Genomic DNA, 21,225 nt, shown 5'->3' on the forward strand with positions numbered 1-21,225 from the left:
TGGTCGAGTCTTGGCCGGGAGGCGCGCCGGCCGCGAAGCTGAGGTACGGGTCTCCCTCGCGGGAGGGGGCGCTGGGTATCCGCCGCGCGACTGTACGGGCGGATACGTGCCGCGGCCGGCGGGCCGGCCCGGGATGCCTGCGCGACGGACGTGGCCTCCATGCATGCGGGGGGCGGGTCGCACTCGTGGCGGCCCTGGCCGTTCCGACATGTCGCGTGACGGTACGCCGGGGCACCGGACGTTACGGGGAGTCACCGCAGGACGGTGCACACCGCCCGGCCCGCGCCGGGTCGGGGTGCTGATCAGCGAACACAGGCGCCTGCCCGGCGGAAAGGCCGGAACCGACGGTTGGACGGCCCGATGCGGGTACCCCTTAGCTGTGCGGCCCGTTGTTCCGACGCCACCCGTGGGCGCCGGACGCGGGCGGCTGTCGATCCGAGGGGCCACGCCATGACGTCTTCGCACGACATCGCGTCCATGCTCGCCGGCCTGCTGCGCGAGAGCCACAGCACGAACTTCGACGACCTGCCCGCGCTCGTGGAGCGTCACGCCGCTGCCGCGGGCCTCGGACGTGTGCGCATCCTGCTGGCCGACCTGCAGGAGGACATCCTGAGGCAAGTGACGGGTCGCGGGCGTGACGCCGGCGAGGGCGGTCAGGAGATGCGCATCGAGGGGACGCTGGCAGGGCGGGCCTACCAGACCATCCAGGAGGTCACCTCGCCCGACCTGCGCCAGCGCTGGCTCCCCGTCCTGGACGGCACCGCACGACTCGGTGTACTGGGCATCGAGAGCGGGCCCGGCCCAGTGGCGCAGGGGACGCAGGGGACGCAGAGCGTCGAGGCGGCGCGGGCCCTCGCCTCGGCAGTGGGCCTTCTGGTGGTCTCCAAACGGGCCAACAGCGACTCGTACGACAGACTCACGCGCGTCCGGACGATGAACGTCGTGGCCGAGATGCAGTGGACGCTGATGCCGCCGCGGTTCTTCGCGAACGACCGCGTCAGGATCAGCGCGGCGATGGAGCCCGCGTACCACATCGCGGGGGACGCCTTCGACTACGCGCTCGCGGGTGACGTCGTGCACCTGGCCCTCTTCGACGCCATGGGCCACGACATCGCCGCAGGTCTCAGCGCGAGCCTGGCCATGGCCGCCTGCCGCAACAAACGACGGCAGGACGCCACGGTCAAGGAGGTCAGCGTCGCCGTCGACGAGGTACTCGGCGACCAGTTCGGGCAGGAGCACTACGCGACCGGCCTCCTGGCCGACGTCGACCTGCGCACCGGCGCGGTGACCTGGGTCAACCGGGGCCATCACCCGCCTGTGGTGGTTCGCGGGGAGCGGTGGGCCGCTTCCCTGGAGTGCCCGCCCTCCCATCCCATGGGAACCGGCCTCGGCCTTCCCGTCACCGTCTGCCACGGGCAACTGGAGCCCGGGGACCGGATCATCTTCTACACCGACGGGATCATCGAGGCCCGGGACAGCGCGGGAAACGAGTTCGGCCTGGAGCGGTTCCTCGACTTCATCGTCCGGCAGCACGCCGACCAGCTGCCGGTCGCGGAGACGTTGCGCCGCCTCATCCACGCCGTCCTGCGCCACCACGAGGGAAGGCTCGACGACGACGCCACCGTCATGGTCTGCGAGTGGCTGGGGCCCGGGGACCCCGTACCGCCTCCGTGAGCCGAGGGAACTCCGCGCGGTGCGCGGTGACCTGGGCGCTGGGCGCCCGCCTCCCGTTCGACGCCCCTGCCGACGCGGTACGCGGTGACCTGGACGCCTGCCTCCCGGGCGATGCCCCGCCTCGGCGCCGCTCTAGGCCACACCCACCGCCCCATCGATGTTCCCGCCACCTCGACGCGCTCGCGGCCACGGCATGGCGCCGCGGCCGCGAGAAACGCACGCGCGGACCGCCCCGATCAGTCGGCGGACGAGGGCGAGCCCATGGCGGGCGAGAGCTGCTCAAAGGTGAGCGAGTCGCCCTCCACGGCGACCCTGACGTGGCTCCCGCGCGGGATCGTGCCGTCGAGCAGCAGCCGGGACAGCGGTGTGTCCACCTCACGCTGGATGGTGCGGCGCAGCGGGCGGGCCCCGTACTCCGGCTCGCGGCCCCGGCGGGCCAGCCAGTCGACGGCCTCCGGCGTGAACGCGAGCACGACGTCCTGGGCGTGCAGGCGCCTGCGCGTCTCTTCCAGCAGCAGGTCGGTGATGCGCCGCAGTTGCTCATCGGTCAGGGACTGGAACACCACGATCTCGTCGATGCGGTTCAGGAACTCCGGCCTGAAGTGCTCACGCAGCGGACGCAGCACGCGTTCGCGGCGGGCCTGCTCGTCGGCCTCACCGCCCCCGGCACCGAAGCCCAGCGGAGTGCTGCTGCCGGATATCCGCTCGGAGCCCAGGTTGCTCGTCATGACCACCACGGTGTTGGAGAAGTCGACCGTGCGTCCCTGCGCGTCGGTCAGCCGTCCGTCGTCGAGCACCTGGAGCAGTGTGTTGAACACGTCCGGGTGCGCCTTCTCGATCTCGTCGAACAGCAGCAGCGAGTACGGGTGGCGGCGCACCGCCTCGGTCAGCTGGCCGGCCTCGTCGTGCCCGACGTATCCGGGCGGGGATCCCACCAGGCGGCTCACGGTGTGCCGCTCCTGGTATTCACTCATGTCGAGGCGCACCATCCGCTCGTCGCTGCCGAACAGCGCCTCTGAGAGCGCCCGGGCCAGCTCCGTCTTGCCGACGCCGGTGGGGCCGAGGAAGAGGAAGCTGCCGGTCGGGCGCGCCGGGGAGGACAGGCCCGCCCGGGAGCGCAGCACCGCGTCGGAGACGACGCCGACCGCCTCGTCCTGCCCGATGACCCGCTCGTGCAGATGGGCCTCCAGACCCAGGAGCCGGTCCTTCTCCTCCTCGGTGAGCGTGCTGACGGGGATACCGGTCTGCCGGGACACGATGTCCGCGATGTCCTCCGCCGTGACCTCCACGACCGGGTCCTCGCCGCCTTGCGCGTTCGGGGCGTCGGCCGAGTCCGTACCGATCCGCTCGGTCAGCTCGGCGATCCGGTCGCGCAGTTCCGTGGCCCGCTCGTACTGTTCGGCGGCGACGGCCTGGTCCTTGTCCCGGGTGAGCTGTTCCGTCTCGCGCTCCAGGGCCCGCATGTCGCTGCCCTTCGTGCGCGTACGCAGCCGGACCCGCGCGCCCGCCTGGTCCATCAGGTCGATGGCCTTGTCGGGGAGGTAGCGGTCGGTGAGATACCGGTCGGACAGTTCCACGGCGGCCAGCAGCGCCTCGCCCGTGTACCGGACCTGGTGGTGCGCCTCGTAGGGGTCCCGCAGCCCGCGCAGGATCTGAACGGCGTCGGCCGGCGTCGGCTCGGGAACCAGCACCGGCTGGAAACGCCGGGCGAGCGCGGCGTCCTTCTCGATGGAGCGCCGGTACTCGTCGAGGGTGGTCGCCCCGATGACGTGCAGTTCACCTCGGGCGAGAGCGGGCTTGAGGATGTTGCCCGCGTCCATGGAGCCGCTCTCGCCGCCTCCGCCGGCGCCGACCACGGTGTGCAGCTCGTCGATGAAGACGATCAGCTCGTCCGAGTGCGCGCGGATCTCCGAGACGATGTTGTTGAGGCGCTCTTCGAAGTCGCCGCGGTAGCGGGTGCCGGCGACGACGCCGCTGATGTCCAGGGCGACGACCCGGCGGCCGGTGAGGATGTCGGGCACGTCGTTGTCGGCGATGCGCTGGGCCAGGCCTTCGACGATCGCGGTCTTGCCGACGCCCGCCTCACCGATGAGCACCGGGTTGTTCTTACCGCGGCGGGACAGGATCTCGATGGTCTGCTCGATCTCGTGGTCCCGGCCGATCACCGGGTCGATACGGCCCTGTGCGGCCATCCCGGTCAGGTCGTGCCCGTAGCGGTCGAGCGTGGGCGTGTCACCCCCGCCCGCCGCCGGGCCGGGACGCTGCTCGGCGCCGGTCTCCGGGAGGCCGCCGCCCGCCGCGCCGGCGCCGGGCGGGGGCACCTGGCCGGGGGAGAAGCGGGACGAGCGGAGGATGTGGCCGGCCGCGGAGTCGGGGTTCGAGGCGAGCGCGGCCAGGACGTGTTCGGGTCCGATGTATCCCGCGCCGCCGGCCCGGGCGAGCTCCCGGGCGTCGAGCAGGGCCCGCTTGACGGCCGGCGTCACCGCGAGCGACGTCGGCTGGGGCCTCGCGTCAGGACCGGATTCGGCCGGTCCCACCCGCCGGTCGATCTCGTCGGCGATGCGGTCGGGATCCGCTCCCGAGCGCTCCAGCAGCCCCCGCGTGGGCTCGACGCCGAGGGCGGCCCGCAGTAGGTGCTCGGTGTCCAGGTCGTTGCTGCCGCGCTGCGCGGCGTACGTCGCGGCGTCCACCACCAGCTGGCGAGCGGGCTCGCTCATCAGCCGGTTGATGTCGACCGGCTGGGGACCCCTCCCGGGGCCGCTCCCGAGGAAGCGCCCCAGGAAATCTCCGAACGGGTCCGGACCGTACGCTCCCGGACCTGAGAAACCGTTGCTCATGGCCGTCCCATCCGTCGTGTGCGGCTTGCGGGCCAGTCGCCCCTGCGAGCGACGGACACCCGCTACGCGTTCCCAAAATCCGGACGGACATACGCCCCATAACGGTCCTATGGTCGATCCGTGTCGCCGGAGCCCGCTTTTCCCGCGGCAGGTCGTACCCAGCGTGATCATCAGCGTGATCATCACGTACGGGAAAGGCGAGGGGACGGGGCTGGCCAGCGCGAGTGGACGGCACACCGGCGGTGGTGTGCTCCGACCCCGATGCCCCGCTTCCCCGTCGCCCCGCCGCAGCCGGCACTTCCCGCCCGTCACGAGCGGCGGTGGTAGGAACCCGGGGTGTACCCGAAAGCGCGGTGGAAGACGTCGATGAAGGCGCTGGCGGAGGCCCAGCCGCAGCGGTGGGCGATGGTGGTGACAGGGAGTCCGTCGGCCAGCATCCGCAGTGCGTGGTAGAGGCGCAACTGCGTACGCCACTGCGGGAAGGTCATGCCCAGTTCGGCCTGGAACAGCCGGCTGAGCGTGCGCTCGCCGACACCGGCTGCCGCCGCCAGCGCCGCCAGGGTCCGAGGGTCCGCCGGGTCGTCGCGCAGCATCCGGCAGACGGCCGACAGCCTGGGTTCGACGGGGGTAGGCAGTTGGACCGGCTGGTGCGGCGAGGCTCGCAGCTGGTCGCAGAGGACGGCTCGCAGCCGACGTCTCTCGGGGCTGTCGTCGTGCCCGTGCCGGGTGCAGACGACGATCAGTTCCCGCAGCAGTGGGCCGACGGTCAGGGCGGTGGGACTGCTCAGGCCGAGGGGGCTGTCGCTGACCGGCAGCCCCAACAGGTGCAGGTCGAGGTGCCCGTGCGCCTGATGGGTGTGGACGGTTCCCGCCGGGATCCAGATGGCGCGTGTCCTCGGGGCGAACCAGGTGCCGCGGTCGGTTGTGACGGCGACGACCCCGGAGCCCGCGTAGACGATCTGGTGGTCGTCATGACGGTGTGCGTCGATGATCTCGCCGCCCGTCATCGACCGGGTGAGTGTCGATGCCCGCGGCGTGTGGCGGATATCCGGCATGGTTCGGCACTTTATCGGAAGCGCGACATGCGACGTTCGGGCCACGCTGTGGGCATGCCGACGAACCGAGCTCCCGCACGCGGCTCAGCGATCACCTCGATGTCCTTCGGGCACGCGTGTGTGGACATCTATCAGGGCGCTGTCGCCGCGCTCGTGCCGTTCTTCGTCTCCGAACGCCACTACACCTACGCCGCGGCTTCCGGCATCGTCCTGGCCGCTTCGCTGCTGTCCTCCGTGATGCAGCCGCTGTTCGGTGCCCTGACCGACAGGAGGGCGATGCCCTGGCTGCTGCCGGTGAGCACGCTCGTCGGCGGGGTGGGCGTCGCGCTCAGTGGCCTCGGCCATTCCTATCCGCTGACTCTCGCGGTGATCGCCCTCGCCGGGACCGGGGTCGCGGCCTATCACCCGGAAGCCGCGCGTATCGCCCGGCAGGCGAGCGGGGGGAGCCACACCGCGATGGGATGGTTCTCGCTGGGCGGCAATGTGGGTTTCGCCGCCGCTCCTGTCCTGGTGGCCGCCGTCGTCGGCGTCGGTGGTCTGCGTGCTTCTCCCCTGCTCGTGATTCCCGCGGTGGCGGGCGCGGTTCTCTGCGGGTTCGCGGTCCGGGCGCTCGGTGCCGGCGGGGTGGGTGCGTCGCACGCGGCCCGTGTTCCGGGAAGGAACGACTGGGCGTCCTTCGTGAAACTGTCGGTGGCCATCGCATGCCGTTCGATCGTGTTCGTCAGCCTGAGCGCGTTCATCTCCCTGTACGCGGGCCGGCGCGTCGGCGGCGACATCGCGGGCACCGCCGCCCTTTTCCTCCTCTACCTCGGGGGAGCGGTGGGGACGGTCGCCGGGAGCAGGCTCGCCGGACGTTTCGGGCGGGTGGCCGTGGTGCGGTGGTCGTACGTGCTCTGCGTTCCCGCCGTCGCCGGAGTGGTCTTCGTTCCCGGGCCGCTGCTGTACCTGTTCGTCGCCCTGGCCTCGGCCGGGCTGTACGTACCTTTCTCCCTGCACATCACGCTCGGCCAGGACTACCTTCCGCGGCGGATCGGTACGGCGAGCGGTGTCACTCTCGGTCTGGCCGTCAGCGTCGGGGGAGTGGTGAGCCCGCTCGTCGGCTCGATCGCCGACGCCACTTCGCTGCAGTGGGCCCTTGCCCCTCTCGTGGCGCTGCCGGCGATCGGCGCGCTTGTGCTGTGCACCCTGCGCGAACCGGCACGCCTTGAGAAGACCCCCTCCGTTGCCGGGCCGTCCGCGAACTCCCCCCGGCAAGAGGCCCGGTGAACGTGTCGCTCGGCATCGGTCGACCGCGAGTATTCGAGGATGATCATGACGCGAGGGTGGTGGCGGCGGGCCGTGCGGGTGTGCGTCTCGCGCGCGGGGGACGTGCCCGCCCGCGGGTCCCGGGGTGGCCCTCAATGCTTCCGGCACGGGTACGCCGTGTCCCGGGCGGGGCCGCCGGCATGCGCCGTCCTCGGGAACGGTAGTCTCCCGCCTCCGGCGGCCGAGCCGGAGACGGGAGAGCGGGGCCCGGAAAGCGGAGCCTGGAAAGCGCGGGCTACTTGGCGGTCAGGAACTCGCTGAGGGCCAGGGGCCGGTTCACGATGCGGATGTCACCGACGTTGCCGTGGAAGACGACGTCGACGGCGCCCGCGTACTCGTGCCCGCCCACCAGCCAGGGCAGCCCGAGCGAGGTGAGGCCGACCGAGACCCGGTTCGGGTTGTCGACGACCGGAGCGCCCTCGACGTACAGCTTCGTGTAGCGGCCGTCGTTGACGACCGCCAGGTGCCACCACCGGAGCTCCACCATGCCGTGACCCCAGTTGGTCGTCGGGTAGGTGTCGTTCAGCGGGTAGTGGTTGAACTGTGCCTCGCGGCCGTTGTTCGTGACGGCGAACTGGGCGAGCGGCTCGTTCGGATCGGTGTTCTTGCCGTGCTTGCCGGCCGTCCCGGCCGAACCCCGGCGGCTGAGTATCGAGGCGTTGCCGTTGTTGCCGGCGTCCCAGTCGAGCGGCATCATCACGAACGTCTCGATGGTGTAGCCGCTCTTGAACGTCTCGGCGTTCAGCGGAGCCTTCGCTCCCGTCGTCAGGTACGCGCCGTGCACCGGGTTCCTGCCACCGACGAACTTCAGGCTGGCGTGGCCCGGCTGGTCGGGGTGGTGGTCGGCGGACCAGGTCAGCGCGTCGGCTGCCGTGCCCGGCACGCTCACCACCGTCAGATCATTGCCCTTGCCGGACAGGTCGCGGATCGTCCTGCCGGCGGCGAGCGATGTGCCGGGCGCGCCCTCACCGTCGAAGCGCCAGTACGCCAGCGTGCCCTTCACCAGCTCCCTGCTCGCGGGGCGGGCCGGGCGGACCGGGACCGGGACGAAGCCCGCGAACCGCTCCTCGAAGTCGATCGGCACGGAGAAGGTGTCGACCGGACCGGTGATCCGGGCGTGCTCGGCCGCCAGTTCGGTGCGTGACTCGGGGTCCTGGGCCAGGATCCACGGGTTGATCGTCTCGACGTCGATCGTGTTGCGGGCCAGGTCGAAGTGGTACAGCCGGATCATGCCGCCGCCGCCGAAGTAGCGGTTCTGGTAGTTCGCGATGTGCAGGGACACGTCGTTGCCGGCCGCGTTCTTCTTGGTCGTACGCGCGGACGGCCAGTAGTGGCCGTTGAGGGTCAGGAAGATCTGGTCATTGTCGTTGATCAGCTGGTCCCAGACCGTCTGACCGTAGTCGGAGAGGACGGCGTTGTTCTCCGGGTCGCCCGACTCGTACGGGAAGACGTTGTCGTCGTAGTTCGAGTAGACGATGTCGTGTGACGTGAGGATCACCGGCATCTTCGGGTGGGCCTTGATGACGTCGTTGGCCCAGGCGAAGCCCTGGTCGGTGGTCCGCCAGTCCAGAGCCAGCACGAGCCACGAACGGCCGGCGGCCTGGAAGATGTGCGCGGTGTTGTAGCCGGTCGCATCCGCCCCGGCGAACGTCTTGGCGTGCTTGAACCGCTGCGGGCCCATGGTCTGCAGGTACGGCGTGTCGCCACGGCTGTCGTCGCCGGTCACGTCGTGGTTGCCGGCCAGCACGCTGTACGCGGCACCGCGGGCGTCCAGCAGCGCGAACGCCTTGTCGACCTGCTGGAACGACGACGGATCGGCGTCCTGCGTCAGGTCACCGAGGTGCGTCATGAAGACGATGTTGTCGTTGGCGGCATCCCCGCTGTTGTTGATGATGTAGCGGAACGACTCCTCCTGCGGCGTCCGGTTGACGCTGTCCTGGCTGCCCCAGTACAGGAACTGGGTGTCCGGCATGACCGCGAGGGTGAACTGCAGGGCGGTCGGATCCGGTCTCCAGGTACCCGTCCCGCCGCTCTTGGCGTTGTCCGCCGCGACAGCGGGCGTCGCGCCGAGCGCGGACGCGCCGACGCCCGCGGCTGCCGCTCCGGCACCGGCCAGTGCCGCGTTGCGGAGGAAGCCCCGCCGGTTCTGACCGCTCGGCTCTTGTGACGACGTGTCACCGTTCTCAGACATAAGGGCTCTTCCCGGGTCGACAGCTCAAACGCCACGAGGCTAGTCAGAACCTGTCCAAGCTGGGCAGACGTGAGATGACAAACGAAGATCAAGTGTCTGTCCACCATCAAATCCCCAGGCAAATTGTGTCCCGGTGCTCATACCGCGATCGCGGACGGTCACCTGGAAGGGGGCGGGCCCACATGAGGGGACTTCTCCGTCCGGGCCGGCGGCGAGGGCGGCCCGCTTCTCCCGGTCCTCGTCAGACCGGCTCCACCACGTCGTCCCGCGCCGACGGCGCGAGACAGCGAACGGCCGTGGAAGCGGTCGGCTGTCTTCCGGACTTCCGTACGGACGCCGCCCGGTGCAGAATCTACGCGCGTCGCTGATTCTCAGTCGTCTGACAGGAGCCTCTCGTATGCCGATCGACCGCAGAACCTTCCTCAACCGGACCGCCGCGACCGGGGCGGGAGTCGCACTGGCCGGCGGGGCGCTCACCGGGACGGACACGGCCGAGGCCGCACCGCTCGGCGGGCACGGCGGCCGGGGCCCGCGCACCACCTCATTGCGCGTGCTCGGCACGACGGACGTGCACGGACATGTGCTGAACTGGGACTACTTCACCAACGCCGAGTACGACGACGCCACGCACAACGACGTGGGCCTTGCCAAGGTCGCGACGCTGGTCGAGCAGGCCCGCGAGGAGGCCGGCCGCCACCGCACGCTGCTCGTCGACGCGGGCGACATCATCCAGGGCACCCAACTCTCTTACTACTACGCCCGGGTGGACCCGATCACCGGGGGGAACGGCAAGAGGCCGCCGAAACACCCGATGGCCCTGGCGATGAACCACATGAAGTACGACGCGGCCGCCCTCGGCAACCACGAGTTCAACTACGGCATCCCGGTGCTGCGCGCGTTCGAGGAGCAGTGCGACTTCCCGCTGATCGCGGCGAACGCGCTGGATGCCAAGACCCTCAAGCCCGCCTTCCAGCCCTACGTCGTCAAGCACGTCCGCGTCCCCGGCGGGCCCGACATCAAGGTGGGCATCCTCGGCCTGACCAACCCCGGCATCGCCATCTGGGACAAGGCCAACGTGCAGGGCAAGATGACGTTCCCCGGTCTGGTCGAACAGGCGAAGATCTACGTCCCCAAGCTGCGCAGCCTCGGCTGCGACGTCGTTTTCTGCACCGACCACTCGGGCCTGGACGGTTCCACCACCTACGGTGACGCGATCCCCTACCCGGAGAACGCCTCGTCACTCGTCGCTGCCCAGGTACCGGGCATCGACGCGATCCTCGTGGGCCACACCCACGTCGAGCGGCCCTGCACGATCGTCACCAACGAAGAGACCGGTAAGCAGGTCGTACTCTCCGAACCCCTGATGTGGGGCATGCGGCTCAGCGTCTTCGACTTCGACCTCGAACTGCGCCACGGCCGCTGGGCGGTCACCTCCGTCACGGCGGGCGTACGCAACGCGGACAGCGTCGAGGAGGATCCGCGCGTCGCCTCGCTCGTCAAGGCGGAGCACGAGGCCGTCGTCACGTACGTCAACCAGATCGTCGGCACCTGCGCCGTCGCGATGAGCGCCACGGAGTCCACGTACAAGGACACCCCGATCATCGACTTCATCAACCGGGTGCAGACGGACACGGTCACGGCAGGCCTCACGGGCGGCCAGTACGCCGGCCTGCCCGTCCTGTCGGAAGCCTCCTGCTTCTCCCGCACCGCGGCCATCCCGGCCGGTCAGGTCTCCCTGCGCGACGTGGCGGGGCTCTACGTCTACGAGAACACCCTCGACGCCAAGATCCTCACGGGCGCCCAGGTCAAGGACTACCTGGAGTGGTCCGCCCAGTACTACGTGCAGACGGCCGCGGGAGCCCCGGTCGACGTCACGAAGATCACCAATGCCGACGACATCCCGGACTTCAGCTACGACGTGCTGAGCGGGGTCTCCTACGACATCGACATCGCGCAGCCCGTGGGATCGCGCATCGTGGGCCTCACCCACGGCGGCGCCCCCGTCGACCCGGCCGCCTCCTTCGTGCTGGCGGTCAACAACTACCGCTCCGGTGGCGGCAGTGGCTACCCGCATGTCGCCACCGCCCAGTCGGTCTGGTCGAGCAGCGACGAGATCCGCAACACGATCATCGCCTGGGTGCAGGCCAAGGGCACCATCGACCCGTCGTCCTTCGGCGGCGACGCCTGGCGGCTGACCCGTGACGGGGCGCCCCTGTTCTGACGGCTTGACGCCCGACTCGGCGTCGGCTTCCGTGACACGCGCCGGTGGGCCCCGTCCTGTGTGCGGGAGGTGCCCATCGGGGCGGTGCGGTCGGGGCGGTGCGCTGGGGGCTGCGGCGACCGGGGCGGCTGCGACGCGGGCTGTCAGCCGGCTGAGCATTTCTACGGGCTCCGCAGCACGATGTCCGCAACCGGTGTGACCTGAGCGCGCTCGGCCGGGCCCGCACACCGTGGCGGTGTGCTGGGGGACGGGCGCCTGGGCGCCGGCGCCGGCCCTCGGTACGGCACGACCAGCCGCATCACGTACGGCCGTTGGGGCAACCGGCCCTATGTGAGGCCGAGGCGTTGCCAGACGTCCCCGACCCGGGACGCGCGTGGACGAGGTGCCCCGGCGGGTGCTGAGGCGGACGGGATGCCGTGTTCCGGTGTGCCCGACGGCGGCCCGGAACGCACCTCCGCCGGGCCCTCTGCGGCGGGCCCACGGGACACCGCGCAGGCGTGCGCCCTGCGACCGGGATCGGGAGGCGGGGTGCGGGTCAGAAGGGCTGGGCGCCGTTGCCCCGGATGGTGAATTCGCCGGTGCTCGGGTCGCCTCCACTGATCAGGAACTCGGCCGCGCTGTCGCCGATGAGGAGGTGCGGCTGGTCGGCACTCTCGATCGTCCAGCCCTCCCTCGCGGGGACGCTCAGGCGGCCGTCCCACGATGTGGGTCCCGGCAGGTGGTCCTTGCCGACCTGCACGTACTCGATGTGCTGGCGCATGTCGACTTCGGCTTCGATCTCCCGCGCGTTGACGAGGACGACGGCGTTACCCGTGTATGACTTCATAGATCCAGTGTGCGCCATATTCAACCGTTATGACCCTCGTCGGAGTCGGCTCGACACGCTGCGTCCACGCGACCCCCCGTGGTGAGGGGATGAGGCGCACCGCGGCAGGACCGCATCCCGGCTCGGGGGCTCCAGGAGTCACGCAGGGCCGGGCGGAACGACGACCCGGCCCGGCTGAACGGGGCCACCGACACCGCGACGCTCCGTGGCCCGCCCGCCAGGATCTTAAGGCCCCGGGCCCCCGCCGGTCAGGAATCGCTCTGCGTCAGTCGGTGTGGACAAGCTCCGGCGCCGCGTGGCGCGCAACGCGGCGGGCCGGGCGCGGGCCGTCCCTCCGGTCCGCTGGGTGTACCGCGCAATTCGGGTGTCCTCGGGGCGAACCCCGCCCGCCTGCGGGAGGGAAGCGTCCACCTCTTGAAGACCTCGTGACGGGTCTGTGTGCAACGGAGTTGGGGTGGTCTCGCCTGCGTCGACCCCCCAGGACACACCCTGTAGGCTCGTATTGAGTGATCACTCAATTGAGAGGGGTTTTGGTGGCGGACGGACAGCGTCGGAGCCAGGATGGCGGGGGGCGCGGCAGGTCCGCGCGTCGGACACCTGATGCCGAGGGAACCCGCGAGCGGATCATGGACGCGGCGCAACGACTGTTCGCCGAGGGCGGCTTCGACGCCACCTCGACGGCGAGTGTGGCCACGGTGGCGGACGTACCCGCCGGGCTGGTGTTCTACTACTTCCCGACCAAGCGGGACCTCCTCATGGCGGTGGTGCGGGAACGCGCCTACCGGGGGAGTCTGCCCCAGGTGATCGCCGAGGGAGGCGGAGAGGAGCCCGAGGAAATTCTGCGGCGCGCGGTCGAGGAGCTGGCGCGGGTGTTCAACCTCCACCGGGACACTCAGGTGATCTTGTACCGTGAGGCTCACACCCACCCGGAAATACAGGAGTTGGCTTCGGGGTTGGTGGCCTCCTCCACCGGGGACCTGGCCGGTCTCCTGGCAGCCCTGCCGGGGGTGCGAGCTGATGCCGACGGCAGGGCGGCGGCTGCTCGTCTCGTGGTCAGCGGCCTGCTGATGGACAACTTCCTGCAGCCGGAGGGGGTGGACCCGGCCCGGTTCGAACCGGCGGTGCGGCTGCTCGCCGCCGCCGTGAGCGGTGCTGCACGCCCCTGGGGAGACGATGGGCTGCCCGACGCGTCCGCAGCCGGGGCGGGGCCGGCTCCCGCAGCCCCCGCGCCGGTGGGCGGGAACCCGGCGTAGGTCCCGCTTCAAGGGCCCCGGCCGTGGTGGGAGGAATCGCGCACCGCGCTGATTCCGACGGCAGCCCGGGCGCCGGTCGTTGAAGGAAGGCCACGGCGGGCGGGCGGTCCGCGGCTCCGGGCTGCCCGGGACCCACGCGTGGCGCCACACCAACTGCGTCGGCCGACGATCCGTCGACGAACCGCATCGCGTCCTTCACCGGCCGCAACCCGTAACAGGAGTGCCGCGACCAACAGCGGCACGTGAGGAAAGGACATTCATGCCTGAGAAGAATCGCCCCACGGTGGCTGTCACCGGGGTCACCGGGGCACTGGGCAGTCGGATCGCAGCACGGCTCGCCGACCACGGAGTACCCCAACTCCTCGTCGGACGCAGCCCGGAGCGCATACCCGAGCTGCCGGGCGCCCGGCGTCGGGGCCCGGCCGCCTACGGTGACGCGTCGGACATGCGCACGGCACTTCAGGGCGCGTCGACGCTCATCCTCGTCTCAGGACACCGCACGGGACGCCGACTTGAGGAACACGCCACCGCGGTCGAGGCCGCGATCGCGGTCGGCGTGGAGAGGGTCCTGTACGTGTCCCTCGTCGGCGCGGCGCCCACCGCCACGTACCTCAACGCCCGTGACCAGTGGCTGACCGAACAGTATCTGGCGGGAGCCGGGATCCGTCACACGGTGTTGCGGGCGGGCTTCTACACGTCGACGCCCGCCGCTCTCGCGGACGAGGAGTTCGTCGTACGGGGCTCCGGTGGCACCGGCCGCGCGGCCTTCGTCACTCACGACGACATCGCCGCCGTGATCGCGGCCGTGGCCCTCGACGACGGTCCCCGCTCCGAGCACGACGGCGCGATCCTTGAGATCACCGGGCCGGAGGCGCTCACCCTGGACGAGGCGGTCACCCGCATCGCCGCGGCCACGGGCCGGCCCTACCGCTACGAACCCGAGACCCTTGAGGAAGCCTTCGCGCGGCGGTGGCGACTGGGCATCAGCGGCCAGCAGATCGAGACCTGGATCTCGTGGTACCAGGCGATCGCGAAGGGCGAGGTCGCCGCGGTCTCCGACGTCGTCCACCGGCTCACCGGTGCACCGGCGACCCCGATCTCGGATGCGGCGTGGTGGCCCTCGCCGAACACCGCGCGCGGCGTTCGCTGAGCCCGGCGGCCGGCCTCCAGGGGCTCATACTGCTGATCCTTCTTTGTCGCCCGGGGCAATGGGCGGCCGTTCCTTCACACGCCGAGGCAGCGGAGCATCGTCGTGTGAAGCAACGGCCGCGGTCCCGCCCAGCCCGGCTTGCGCCGGTCCCTCCGACGCGGGGAGCGTCAAGAGCACTGCCCCACGTTCGTGTGGCGCTCCCCTACTGCTCCACACCAGGGCTCCCGCGCCAGTGAGCATCGTCGGGTCTGCGCGCCGGCCGGTGGCGCGGTCACCCACTGGCCCGGTATGTACGGCGCGACGAGAGCGACCGCTCTCCGTCGCTTCGCAGTCGGACATCACGAAGCGTGGAGAGCGGTCGCGTCACGTGTGACAAAACGCCGGGGGTCTCGGCGGTCTGCATGGCCCGCGGTGGTGTGCGTCCGGGGCCGGGATGCCTCCGGCTTGCTCAGCCGGTCTGACCCGGATCGTTGGGATGCGACTGCAAAGCGGTGATCACCGCGGTCGCCCAGGGCCAGAGGGGCAGGCTCCCCAGGACCTTCTCCCGCAACTCCACCTCGTCGTCGGCGCGCCATACGCCGATGGTGCGGAGCTCTCCGACCGGGCGCCAGAGACGGACCAGGTGGGATTCAGCGGCAAGCTCTTTGGCCCGCACGGCTTCGGCGGCGCGGCGCCGGTCGACTTCTGCCGGATCGGTCCCCTCGGGCACATTGGCGGTCAGCTCGACCAGGAACTCCTTCATGGCCTCTTCCTCTCTCATGTTCTCGGGCGTTCTCGGGTCGTGTTCACTCAGGGACAGGCAGGACAGGCAGGACGTGCTGATCGCCTGCGTCGGCCTTTCCCGACTGCCGCCCGCGGCTCGGGGTTGTCCGGGTCACCGTGACGGCCCGTCAACCGGCCGGACCGGCAGCGTGAGGGGGAAGATCCAGGTCGACCGACGCGGCGCGCGCGACGCTGGACGTCGCCGGGGACCCGCTTCGGCGACGACGTGGCCATCGCCGGCACGGCGGGCCTCCGGAGGAACCGGGGTTCCTCACCTGACGGCCCCGACGGCGCTCCCGTGCGGGCGGACGCTCTCGATTACTGGGCGGTGTTCGCGGTGCGGTAGAAGTCGGCCCCGGTGAAGTCGGCCCGGAGGCCGAGTTCCGCAGCGACCGCGGTGATGACGGCGGCGCCGAAGGCCGGGTCGACCTGGCCGTCGGTGGTGAAATGCGGGGCGATGAACTTCGCGTAGTGCGCGCGGACTTCGTCCGCGGTGTGCCCGCCGAGGAACGTCTGCAGGTGACGTACCGTGGTGTCGGGATCGTTCTGGATCACCTGCAGGGCGCGCCGGTGGGCTCGTACGACAGCCTGCACCGCGGGGCCGTCCGGGTCGACGTAGGTGGGATCGACGGCCACGCCCACCGTGGGGACCTGGAAGTGATCACCGACGAAGGCCAGGACCTGCCAGCCGTTTTCGGCGGCCACCGCCTCCGGCGCCATGGTGTCGCCCACCACGGCGGCGTCGATCTCGCCGTCGCGCAGCCGGCGCAGGTCCATGCTGTAGTCGCCGGGCGGGCGGACGAGGGTGTGGAGGTCGCGGTCGGGGTCGAGGCCGGCCTGGCGCAGGATGATCCGGGTGAAGACCCCGGGGCCGGTGTGGGGCGGGTGTACCGCGAGCCGTCGTCCGGCGAGGTCGGCCAGGGAGGTCAGCCCTGGGCGGGCGAGGAACCAGAACAGTGGCCGGTCGGTGTTGACGTTGAGTGCGACCCAGGGGATGCCACCACTCAGTCGGGACAGCAGTGTCCGGCCGAGCCCGATGGTGGCGCACCGGCGCAGTCGCTCCGGGTCCCAGGTGCAGCCGTCGCGCAGCGAGACGTGCACGCCCTCGTCGGCATAGAAGTCCTGCTGGTCGGCGATGTAGGTGACCAGTTCCTCGTGCGGTCCCCGCCCGACGTAGGCCAGATCGATCGTGTGCATGAACGTGTTCCTTACGAGGTGACGGTGTGCCGGTTTCGGCCCGGCCGTCGGCCGGACGGGGACGGCAATGGCCCCGTGCGCGGGCAGGGTGGTGGGAGACGTCAGTGGGCGACGTCGGTACAGGGACAACGACCCATGCACATTCATCCGTGCGCAACCGCAACACGGAGGAAGGACAGGTCGGTCGGTTGGCGGCCCCCACGGTGACGTCCGCGTTCTGCCCGCCACCATGGAAACTCTGAATACTCATCTGGTTTCCATGGTGACGATCCTGGCTTCCCCTCCTTGTGCTGTCAAGGCGCGCGGGGCTAGCGGGGCCCGAGGCCTGCGGGGTCAACTGACCGTCCGCGCCAGGTATATGAGCAGTGATGTGGGTTGATCACGTGATACGTGATCAAGGGCTGGTCGGGTGGCGCCGGAAGTTGACGGGCACGCCGGCCGGCCGCGCATGGAACGGACCGCGGGTCGGCCGCACAGGTTGGAAGGCCCGGACGACGGGTGCACCGGTGATGCGGACGCGACCGCGACGAAGGCCCGCACCGATGGGCGCGGGCCTTCCGGAGTTCGACGTGCCCCGCTCCTGGCCGACCGGAGCAGCCGACGCCCGCCCGCCTCTGCCGTTGGTGAGCCCGCGGTGTCCACGTCCCGGTCCCGGGAGGCGGACACCGCACGAGGAAGAACAGGCGCCGGCACCGCCCGGCTCACGGACGGCCCTGCCGGTCGCCACGGACCCTGATGCGGTACGAAGTCAGGTGTGAACGAACAGACTCAGCCCGCGACCGTCCGCGTGTTCATCGCCCTCGCGCCGCCCGACCACGCCAAGGAGGAGTTGGCCCGGGAACTGCGCCCCGCTTATGCCACACACCCGCACATGAGGTGGAACCGGATCGAGGACTGGCACATCACTCTGGCGTTCCTGGGAGAGCTGCCGGCCGAGACGGTGCCGCTCCTCGGCGCGCCCCTGGCGGGCGTCGCGGCGGGCCACCGGCCGCCGGGGCTGGCACTGCTCGGCAGCGGGAACTTCGACGACCGGGTGCTGTGGAGCGGGATCGACGGAGACCTCGAAGAACTGCACGTGCTCGCGGCCGACGTGCGGAGCGCCGTCAAGGAATGCGGTGTCGCCTTCGAGGACCGGACCCTGCGTCCCCATCTGACCTTGGCCCGCGCCCGCCGGGGAGACCGGACCTCGGCAGGAGAGATCGCCGAGGGTTTCGCCGGGTTCACCGGCCGCGGATGGTCCGCCGAACGACTGCACCTGGTCGGCAGCAACCCCCTGCGCGGTGGCGGACCGATCCGCTACCGCGACATCGAGGCCTGGCCGTTCGGCGACGGGATCGCCGCCGGATCGCACACGGACCGACGGCGGCCCGGATGAACGTGAGCACCTCGGGGCGCGAGTCCGGTCCTCGCCGTCCCGCGCCGAGGCCGCTGTCAGCGGGCGGTGGCCCGTGCGGCCTCGTCGATGACGTGGGCGACGACGTCCGGGTGGGAGACGGCCACCGAGTGCGAGGCGGCGACCTCGGTGACGTGGGCCCGGGCGCGCTCGGCCATGAACCGCTGGGCGGCCGGCGGGATGTTGAGGTCCTCGGTTGCGACCACGACCCAGGAGGGGACGCTCGCCCAGGCGGCGACGGTGGCGGTCTCCGCCAGAGCGGCCTGCGCGATGGGGCGCTGGGTGGCTGCCATCAGGGCGGCGGTGTCGGCCGGGACGTCCGCGGCGAACTGCTGGTGGAAACGGTCGGCCTGAATGGCGAGGTCGACGTCCGCGGTGCCGTCGGGAAGCACGGTCGGAACCGCGTCCAGAGCGTCCGGGAGGGTGCTGCCGGGGAACTTGCCGGTGAGTTCCAGCGCGCTCTCGCCCGTGTCGGGCAGGAACGCCGCGACGTAGACGAGCGCCTTGACCCGGTCGTCGCCGGCCGCCGCGGTGCTGATGACCGACCCCCCGTAGGAGTGGCCGACCAGGACGACAGGGCCGTCGATGTGGTCCAGGACGGTCCGCAGGGCGGCGGCGTCATCGCGCGGGCCGCGCAGCGGGTTGGCCGCGGCGACGACTCGGTAGCCGTCCTGGCGCAGGTGCTGGATCACCCCGTTCCAGCTGGATCCGTCGGCGAACGCGCCGTGCTCCAGCACGATCGTCGGGAGGGTGTCCTGGGCGGTGGCGGATCCGGTGAGGCTCATGGCGTGCTTCCTGTTCTTCGGGACGTGGGGGCGGGCTGGGTTCTCCGGCGGGTTCTGCTGCTGCGGTCACCGGAGGTTGTGCTCCCCGGCGCCTGCTCCCTCCGACAGAGAGAACAGTAGTGCACAATCAAGTTGCACACAACTAATAGTGTCGGCCGGATCCGCCGGCCCGCCGACGGCCGTGGCCGCAGCCGCGCAACCGCCCATCCGCCACCGCGGCCCCCTCCGCACGCTCCTCAATCGCCTTTCGCACCGGGCCCGCCGAGGGCTAGTGTTCGGGGGCAACGAGTGAGCCCTGAGGAGTTGGACATGCCCGGTCGTTCGAGCGCGCGCTGACGTCCTAGGCCGTAACCGGCCCGTCATCGCGTGCTGCCCTTGATGTCGCGGCACAGCGAGCCTTCTCCTGCCTGAACCGCCGGTGCGCCCTGCGTGCGCCCGGTGACGGGCCTCGTTGTCGGCAACCCAAGGGGTCCTCGTGCCGCGCCCTTCCTCCTCCCCGACCGATTCGGGTCAGTCACCTTCCGCACGACTGCGGCAGGACGGCGACTTCCGCAGACTGTGGGCGGGCCAGACCGCCTCCCAACTCGGCGAACAGGCGAGCCTGGTGATCCTGCCGCTCTTCGCCGTCCTGACGCTCCACGCCGGCGCCGGCCAGTTGGGCGTCCTCCGCGCGGTGGGGCAGGCGCCGATCCTGGTGCTCTCGCTCTTCGTCGGCGCCTGGGTGGACAGGTGGCGGACCCGTACGGTGATGGCGACGGCGGACGCCGGCCGGACCCTGGTCCTGGGCGCCGCCGCCGTGGCCGCCCTCCTCGGGTGGCTCGGCCTGCCCGCACTCCTGGGCGTCACCTTCGCCATCGGCGCCCTGTCCGTGTTCTTCGACGTGGCGTACCAGGCCTCTGCCGTACGGCTGCTACGACGCGATCAACTGCTGCGCGCCAACAGCGCGCTTGAGGGGAGCAGGTCCGCGGCTCAGACGGGTGGTCCCGCGCTCGGTGGTGCGCTGGTGTCCCTGCTGTCGGCGCCGATCGCCATCGCGTGCGGCGCGCTGTTCCTCGCGCTCTCGTTCCTGTCGATCCGCCGGATCCGTCGCAACGAATCCGTCCCGCGGCGCCCGGACGGTCCCGCTCGCGTCCGGCGGCGGATCCATGCGGGGCTCCGCTTCGTCATCGCTGATGCCACGTTGCGGACCGTGTGCCTGGCCTCGGCCGCCTACCAGTTCTTCTTCGCCGCCGTGATGACCGGATACCTGCTCTTCCTGCCGCGGGAACTGCACCTGTCGGGGGCGGCCGTCGGGCTGGCGCTCGCGGCGACGGGACCGGGCGCGCTGCTGGGCTCCGTACTGGCCGCACGCCTGCCGGACCGGTTCGGTTACGGCCCGGTGCTCATGTCCGCGGCGGCCCTCGGCGACGGCGCGTTCCTGTGTGTACCCGCGCTGCACGGCTCCCCAGCGGTGACGCTTCCCGCCCTTCTCGCCGTCAACTTCGTGTTCGGAGCGGGCGGGCAGCTGGTGAGCGTGGCGCTGATGGCAGTGCGGCAGTCCCTCACCCCGGACGCCATGCAGGGGCGCGCGGCCGCGACGATCACGTTCGTCGGCATGGGGCTGACCCCGCTCGGCTCTCTGCTCGGTGGATTTCTCGGTGCGCAGTGGGGGCTGCGCACGAGCCTCCTGACGATGTCCGCGGGCATGATGCTGTCCCCGGTCCTGATGGCTCTGTCCCCGCTCGCCCGTCTGGGGCGGGCACTTCCGGCCCGGCGGGACACGTCGGTGCCGGCCGGCGGCTGCGGCGTCCGGCTCACACCGTGAAAGGGACCGGGCCGTGCCGGGCGGGAAGCCGCGAACGGTCCGGGGTCATCTCCCGGCCGGTGCCAGTAGGCTCCGGTGGCCCGCTGGTCACGAGAGCCTGGAGTACGCACCGATATGCGCGGACGTCCCCGTCACGAAGCCGGTATTCCCCGTACGGTGCGGCACGACTGGTGGGGCGTCGTACTGGAGGCCCCCGATCCGCACGCGCTCGCGCGCTTCTACTCCGAGCTGCTGGGCTGGGAGATCGCCAAGGAGGATGCCGACAGTGCCGCCGTCGCTCCACCGGAAGGTGTGGCCTACCTCGCCTTCCAGCGATCGGACGGCTACGTCCCCCCGGCGTGGCCCGCTCAGGAAGGCGCCCAGCGGATGACGATGCACCTCGACTTCGAAGTGACGGATCCGGCGGCGGCGCTCGCGCACGCACGCGAACTCGGTGCGCGGGAGGCCGGGCATCAACCGCAGGACAATGTCACGGTGATGCTCGACCCGGCCGGTCACCCCTTCTGCCTCTACCTGGAGGGTGACGGCAACTGACCCGTCCGCCGCCGTGAGGGTTCCCCCAAGTCCGCCAACACGGTGGACGCGGGTCTTCGTGCCGTTTCCGCGTCACGCGCCCCGGCGGAACGGACACCCCCGAAGGCCGTCACGGTCAGGTCCGGTGTTCGGGCGGGAGGTTTCCCACGGACGGCTCGGTCGCGCCGTGCCGCCGGACCGGGGAAGAAGGGGCCGGGTGGGGCGACGCGTTGAGCCGGCCGCTCCCCGGTGGGCGCGT

Annotated in this window: 15 protein-coding genes; 8 read left to right on the top strand and 7 right to left on the bottom strand. The window is 71.0% G+C overall.

The window, feature by feature from the left end:
- Positions 1 to 450 precede the first annotated feature (450 nt).
- Entirely contained in the window at positions 451 to 1,674 is a 1,224-nt protein-coding gene (locus OG310_RS34530; RefSeq protein WP_329459786.1) for a PP2C family protein-serine/threonine phosphatase, read from the top strand.
- A gap of 236 nt (positions 1,675 to 1,910) precedes the next feature.
- On the opposite strand, the gene OG310_RS34535 is transcribed toward OG310_RS34530, so the two are convergent.
- Together OG310_RS34535 and OG310_RS34540 are read right to left on the bottom strand one after the other, a co-directional pair.
- Positions 1,911 to 4,511: an ATP-dependent Clp protease ATP-binding subunit gene (locus OG310_RS34535; RefSeq protein ID WP_329459787.1), complete on the bottom strand. Its 2,601-nt coding sequence runs from the start codon at positions 4,509 to 4,511 to the stop codon at positions 1,911 to 1,913.
- A 308-nt stretch (positions 4,512 to 4,819) separates the two neighbouring features.
- A complete protein-coding gene (locus OG310_RS34540; protein WP_329459788.1) occupies positions 4,820 to 5,566 on the bottom strand; it encodes an AraC family transcriptional regulator in 747 nt (248 codons plus the stop codon).
- Between the two features lie 54 nt (positions 5,567 to 5,620).
- Between OG310_RS34540 and OG310_RS34545 the strand changes: the two genes are divergently transcribed.
- Entirely contained in the window at positions 5,621 to 6,832 is a 1,212-nt protein-coding gene (locus OG310_RS34545; protein WP_329459789.1) for an MFS transporter, read from the top strand.
- 274 nt (positions 6,833 to 7,106) lie between these two features.
- On the opposite strand, the gene OG310_RS34550 is transcribed toward OG310_RS34545, so the two are convergent.
- Positions 7,107 to 9,062, bottom strand: coding sequence for a Tat pathway signal sequence domain protein (locus tag OG310_RS34550; RefSeq protein WP_329459790.1), 1,956 nt, complete (start codon positions 9,060 to 9,062; stop codon positions 7,107 to 7,109).
- 397 nt (positions 9,063 to 9,459) lie between these two features.
- Here OG310_RS34550 and OG310_RS34555 point away from each other — a divergent pair, with 397 nt between their 5' ends.
- Positions 9,460 to 11,283, top strand: a complete 1,824-nt coding sequence (locus OG310_RS34555; protein ID WP_329459791.1) for a bifunctional metallophosphatase/5'-nucleotidase — start codon at positions 9,460 to 9,462, stop codon at positions 11,281 to 11,283.
- A gap of 535 nt (positions 11,284 to 11,818) precedes the next feature.
- Here the strand turns inward: OG310_RS34555 and OG310_RS34560 are convergent.
- Positions 11,819 to 12,109 (bottom strand): DUF4873 domain-containing protein, encoded by a 291-nt coding sequence (locus OG310_RS34560; protein ID WP_329459792.1) that lies wholly within the window; start codon positions 12,107 to 12,109, stop codon positions 11,819 to 11,821.
- Between the two features lie 626 nt (positions 12,110 to 12,735).
- On the opposite strand from OG310_RS34560, the gene OG310_RS34565 reads away from it, so the two are divergent.
- A complete protein-coding gene (locus OG310_RS34565; protein ID WP_329459793.1) occupies positions 12,736 to 13,362 on the top strand; it encodes a TetR/AcrR family transcriptional regulator in 627 nt (208 codons plus the stop codon).
- Between the two features lie 259 nt (positions 13,363 to 13,621).
- On the top strand, positions 13,622 to 14,512 hold the full coding sequence (locus OG310_RS34570) for an NAD(P)H-binding protein (protein ID WP_329459794.1): 891 nt from the start codon (positions 13,622 to 13,624) through the stop codon (positions 14,510 to 14,512).
- Between the two features lie 448 nt (positions 14,513 to 14,960).
- On the opposite strand, the gene OG310_RS34575 is transcribed toward OG310_RS34570, so the two are convergent.
- On the bottom strand, positions 14,961 to 15,254 hold the full coding sequence (locus tag OG310_RS34575) for a muconolactone Delta-isomerase family protein (RefSeq protein ID WP_329459795.1): 294 nt from the start codon (positions 15,252 to 15,254) through the stop codon (positions 14,961 to 14,963).
- Between the two features lie 338 nt (positions 15,255 to 15,592).
- Positions 15,593 to 16,471, bottom strand: coding sequence for an ABC transporter substrate-binding protein (locus OG310_RS34580; RefSeq protein WP_329459796.1), 879 nt, complete (start codon positions 16,469 to 16,471; stop codon positions 15,593 to 15,595).
- Positions 16,472 to 17,225: 754 nt separating this feature from the next.
- On the opposite strand from OG310_RS34580, the gene thpR reads away from it, so the two are divergent.
- The gene (gene thpR, locus OG310_RS34585; protein WP_329459797.1) at positions 17,226 to 17,846 is read left to right on the top strand and encodes an RNA 2',3'-cyclic phosphodiesterase; all 621 of its coding nucleotides are present in this window, start codon (positions 17,226 to 17,228) and stop codon (positions 17,844 to 17,846) included.
- A gap of 56 nt (positions 17,847 to 17,902) precedes the next feature.
- On the opposite strand, the gene OG310_RS34590 is transcribed toward thpR, so the two are convergent.
- Positions 17,903 to 18,649, bottom strand: coding sequence for an alpha/beta fold hydrolase (locus OG310_RS34590; protein WP_329459798.1), 747 nt, complete (start codon positions 18,647 to 18,649; stop codon positions 17,903 to 17,905).
- A gap of 475 nt (positions 18,650 to 19,124) precedes the next feature.
- Between OG310_RS34590 and OG310_RS34595 the strand changes: the two genes are divergently transcribed.
- Together OG310_RS34595 and OG310_RS34600 are read left to right on the top strand one after the other, a co-directional pair.
- Entirely contained in the window at positions 19,125 to 20,453 is a 1,329-nt protein-coding gene (locus OG310_RS34595; protein WP_329459799.1) for an MFS transporter, read from the top strand.
- Positions 20,454 to 20,567: 114 nt separating this feature from the next.
- Positions 20,568 to 20,987: a VOC family protein gene (locus OG310_RS34600; RefSeq protein ID WP_329459800.1), complete on the top strand. Its 420-nt coding sequence runs from the start codon at positions 20,568 to 20,570 to the stop codon at positions 20,985 to 20,987.
- The last annotated feature ends 238 nt before the right edge of the window (positions 20,988 to 21,225 follow it).

It is taken from the genome of Streptomyces sp. NBC_01497 (assembly GCF_036250695.1).
Classification (GTDB): Bacteria; Actinomycetota; Actinomycetes; order Streptomycetales; family Streptomycetaceae; genus Streptomyces.

Excerpts from the sequence above, each read along its gene's own strand:
- OG310_RS34530 (WP_329459786.1), top strand. The coding sequence starts at position 451 with ATGACGTCTTCGCACGACATCGCGTCCATGCTCGCCGGCCTGCTGCGC.
- OG310_RS34535 (WP_329459787.1), bottom strand. The coding sequence starts at position 4,511 with ATGAGCAACGGTTTCTCAGGTCCGGGAGCGTACGGTCCGGACCCGTTC.
- OG310_RS34540 (WP_329459788.1), bottom strand. The coding sequence starts at position 5,566 with ATGCCGGATATCCGCCACACGCCGCGGGCATCGACACTCACCCGGTCG.
- OG310_RS34545 (WP_329459789.1), top strand. The coding sequence starts at position 5,621 with ATGCCGACGAACCGAGCTCCCGCACGCGGCTCAGCGATCACCTCGATG.
- OG310_RS34550 (WP_329459790.1), bottom strand. The coding sequence starts at position 9,062 with ATGTCTGAGAACGGTGACACGTCGTCACAAGAGCCGAGCGGTCAGAAC.
- OG310_RS34555 (WP_329459791.1), top strand. The coding sequence starts at position 9,460 with ATGCCGATCGACCGCAGAACCTTCCTCAACCGGACCGCCGCGACCGGG.
- OG310_RS34560 (WP_329459792.1), bottom strand. The coding sequence starts at position 12,109 with ATGAAGTCATACACGGGTAACGCCGTCGTCCTCGTCAACGCGCGGGAG.
- OG310_RS34565 (WP_329459793.1), top strand. The coding sequence starts at position 12,736 with ATGGACGCGGCGCAACGACTGTTCGCCGAGGGCGGCTTCGACGCCACC.
- OG310_RS34570 (WP_329459794.1), top strand. The coding sequence starts at position 13,622 with ATGCCTGAGAAGAATCGCCCCACGGTGGCTGTCACCGGGGTCACCGGG.
- OG310_RS34575 (WP_329459795.1), bottom strand. The coding sequence starts at position 15,254 with ATGAAGGAGTTCCTGGTCGAGCTGACCGCCAATGTGCCCGAGGGGACC.
- OG310_RS34580 (WP_329459796.1), bottom strand. The coding sequence starts at position 16,471 with ATGCACACGATCGATCTGGCCTACGTCGGGCGGGGACCGCACGAGGAA.
- OG310_RS34590 (WP_329459798.1), bottom strand. The coding sequence starts at position 18,649 with ATGAGCCTCACCGGATCCGCCACCGCCCAGGACACCCTCCCGACGATC.
- OG310_RS34600 (WP_329459800.1), top strand. The coding sequence starts at position 20,568 with ATGCGCGGACGTCCCCGTCACGAAGCCGGTATTCCCCGTACGGTGCGG.